Origin of the sequence: Mesorhizobium sp. M7A.F.Ca.AU.002.02.1.1 (genome assembly GCF_003998535.1) — a bacterium.
GTDB classification, from domain to species: domain Bacteria; phylum Pseudomonadota; class Alphaproteobacteria; order Rhizobiales; family Rhizobiaceae; genus Mesorhizobium; species Mesorhizobium ciceri.
This window is the reverse complement of the sequence record NZ_RZPB01000787.1, coordinates 1-2,702: the sequence shown is the minus strand read 5'-3', so window position 1 is coordinate 2,702 and position 2,702 is coordinate 1. Positions and strand designations below refer to the sequence as shown.

General features: G+C 61.2%; 5 protein-coding genes. 4 read left to right on the top strand and 1 reads right to left on the bottom strand.

Features of this window, described 5'->3' with window-relative positions:
• The 4 genes from EN879_RS31275 to EN879_RS31260 all read left to right on the top strand — a co-directional run.
• On the top strand, positions 1 to 142 hold a 142-nt coding region (locus tag EN879_RS31275; protein WP_127274495.1), incomplete at its 5' end, for a DUF4164 family protein.
• Between the two features lie 11 nt (positions 143 to 153).
• Positions 154 to 519: a cell division protein ZapA gene (locus tag EN879_RS31270; protein ID WP_013529252.1), complete on the top strand. Its 366-nt coding sequence runs from the start codon at positions 154 to 156 to the stop codon at positions 517 to 519.
• 224 nt (positions 520 to 743) lie between these two features.
• Positions 744 to 1,403, top strand: a complete 660-nt coding sequence (locus tag EN879_RS31265) for a peroxiredoxin (protein WP_063169155.1) — start codon at positions 744 to 746, stop codon at positions 1,401 to 1,403.
• A 143-nt stretch (positions 1,404 to 1,546) separates the two neighbouring features.
• Positions 1,547 to 2,419 carry an MBL fold metallo-hydrolase gene (locus EN879_RS31260; protein WP_063169154.1) on the top strand — a complete coding sequence of 291 codons (873 nt, stop codon included), beginning with the start codon at positions 1,547 to 1,549 and terminating at the stop codon, positions 2,417 to 2,419.
• A 138-nt stretch (positions 2,420 to 2,557) separates the two neighbouring features.
• Here EN879_RS31260 and EN879_RS31255 read toward each other — a convergent pair.
• A partial coding sequence (locus tag EN879_RS31255) for a sigma factor-like helix-turn-helix DNA-binding protein (RefSeq protein WP_281034613.1) occupies positions 2,558 to 2,702 on the bottom strand: 145 nt, incomplete at its 5' end.

Below are 2,702 nucleotides of genomic sequence, written 5' to 3'. Positions count from 1 at the left end.
GATGAACGCCGATCGCTCGCGGCTGGCGCAGGAACTCGACAATTCCGAAGCGCGCGCCGAACGGCTGGAAGATGCCAACAAGGAAGTCTCGCGACGTTTGGTGACCGCCATGGAAACCATCCGCGCCGTGTTGGACAGATAGGAGCTGGCCCGATGGCACAGGTCACGGTTTCAATCGACGGCAAGCAGTATCGCATGGCCTGCGACGAGGGCCAGGAAGAGCATCTGATCGATCTTGCCGAACGTTTCGACCGCTATGTTTCACACCTGAAGGACTCGTTCGGCGAGATTGGCGATCAGCGGCTGACCGTGATGGCCGGCATCATGGTGATGGATGAACTCTCGGAGTTGCAGAAACGCGTCAAGGGCATGGAAAGCGAAGTGCTGACCTTGCGCAAGACCCGCGACGAGGCTCTGACCAAGGCCGACAAGAGCGATAGCGTGCTGACCAACGCGCTCAGCGCGCTGGCACAGCGCATGGAAGACCTGACTGTGACAATGGCGGTCAACAAGAGCTGAGGCAGGATCTCTCCTGTCCAGCCCAACAGGCTCTCATCCGCGTGCCGAGCATTCGGCAGCATAAAAATGCTCGCCTGCCACCGACAAGAGTTTCATATTGTCTTGCAGTCACGATTTTTGCGCTAAGATGCAACGATGCCCGGGCGGGGCAGTTCGATGGCAGCATGGGTTGCCGCTTGTCGTTCCTCGCTGCCGACGGGTTCCGTTTACAGGGGAGATGTACCATGAGCCTTCGTATCAACGACATTGCGCCGGATTTTACCGCCGAGACCACGCAAGGGACGATCAAATTCCACGACTGGATCGGGGACGGATGGGCGATCCTGTTCAGTCATCCCAAGAATTTCACGCCGGTCTGCACGACCGAGCTTGGCACGATGGCGGGGCTCGAAGGCGAATTCAAGAAGCGCAACGTCAAGATCATCGGCATTTCGGTCGATCCGGTCGAAAGCCACGGCAAGTGGCAGGACGACATCAAGACGGCGACCGGCCATTCGGTGAACTACCCGCTGATCGGCGACAAGGACCTCAAGGTCGCCAAGCTCTACGACATGCTGCCGGGCGGTGCCGGCGAGACGTCGGAAGGCCGCACACCGGCCGACAATGCCACGGTGCGCTCGGTCTATGTCATCGGACCGGACAAGAAGATCAAGCTGGTGCTGACCTACCCGATGACCACGGGCCGCAACTTCGATGAGATCCTGCGTGCGGTCGATTCCATGCGGCTGACCGCCAAGCATCAGGTGGCGACGCCGGCAAACTGGAAGCAGGGCGAGGACGTCATCATCACCGCTGCCGTCTCCAACGAGGACGCGATCAGGCGCTTCGGCGCTTATGAGACCATCCTGCCGTATCTGCGGAAGACCAAGCAGCCCTCTGCCTGACCGCTCCTCGGAACAGTTTTTGGCTTTCCTGTCGCCGCGAGCGAAATGATACTTGACTGGCTCACCCGAGCGGACAACCATGCTCCTCTCGGGTGTCGTCAGAGAAAATCATTCCTGACGACCGAGAGTTGGGGAAGCCAGAATTGGACGTAGCTTTGGCCAGGCCGCAGGTCAGCGGCTTCTACGACAAGCCGACCGGGGCCATCCAGTATGTCGTCGCCGACCAGGCGACGAAACGCTGCGCCATCATCGATCCGATCCTCGATTTCGACGAGAAATCCGGTGCTACGGCAACGACGAATGCCGATATCCTGCTCGACTTCGTCAGCGAGCAGGGGCTGAGCGTCGAATGGATCCTCGACACCCATCCGCACGCCGATCATTTCTCGGCGGCGCACTATCTGAGGGAGAAGACCGGAGCGCCGACAGCGATCGGCGACAGGGTCGTCGACGTCCAGAATTTGTGGAAGGCGATCTACAACTGGCCGGATTTTCCCGCCGACGGTTCGCAGTGGGACAGGCTGTTTGGTGAAGGCGAAACCTTCACGGTCGGCACGCTTCCGGCCAAGGTGCTGTTCTCGCCCGGCCATACGCTGGCGTCGATCACCTATGTGATCGGCGATGCCGCCTTCGTCCACGACACGCTGTTCATGCCCGACAGCGGCACAGCGAGGACGGACTTTCCCGGCGGCAGTGCCGCGCGGCTCTGGCGCTCGATCCAGGACATACTGGCGTTGCCGGACGAGACGCGGGTGTTCGTCGGTCATGACTATCAGGCCGGCGGCCGCGAACCCTTGTGGGAAAGCACGGTCGCCATACAGAAGGCGACCAACACCCATCTTGCCGCCGTCCGCAGCGAGGCCGAGTTCGTCGCCCTGCGCGAAGCGCGCGACAGGACGCTGCCGATGCCGCGGCTGATCCTGCATGCGCTGCAGGTCAACATGAATGGCGGGAGGCTGCCCGAACCCGAAGCGAATGGCCGGCGGTATCTAAAGTTTCCGCTGGATGGGCTTTGAGAGATCGCTGCCGGCGAAGCTGCAATCTCCCCCTTGCAGGGGAGATCGGATGTCGCCTCCGCTTTCGCCAACCACACAAGAAAAAAGCGGCGCCAGTTTCCTGGCGCCGCCTTTAGATCTTGTTGCCTTTAGCCGGCTTTAGGCTGCGGGCTGCGCCTCAATGGTGCGCAGCGCCTGGGTCTGGCGCTTGGCGGCGGCCTTGACCGCATCCTGCACCTTCTCGAAGGCGCGCACCTCGATCTGGCGCACGCGCTCGCGGCTGATGTCGAATTCGGACGAAAGC

Excerpts from the sequence above, each read along its gene's own strand:
- EN879_RS31265 (WP_063169155.1), top strand. The coding sequence starts at position 744 with ATGAGCCTTCGTATCAACGACATTGCGCCGGATTTTACCGCCGAGACC.
- EN879_RS31270 (WP_013529252.1), top strand. The coding sequence starts at position 154 with ATGGCACAGGTCACGGTTTCAATCGACGGCAAGCAGTATCGCATGGCC.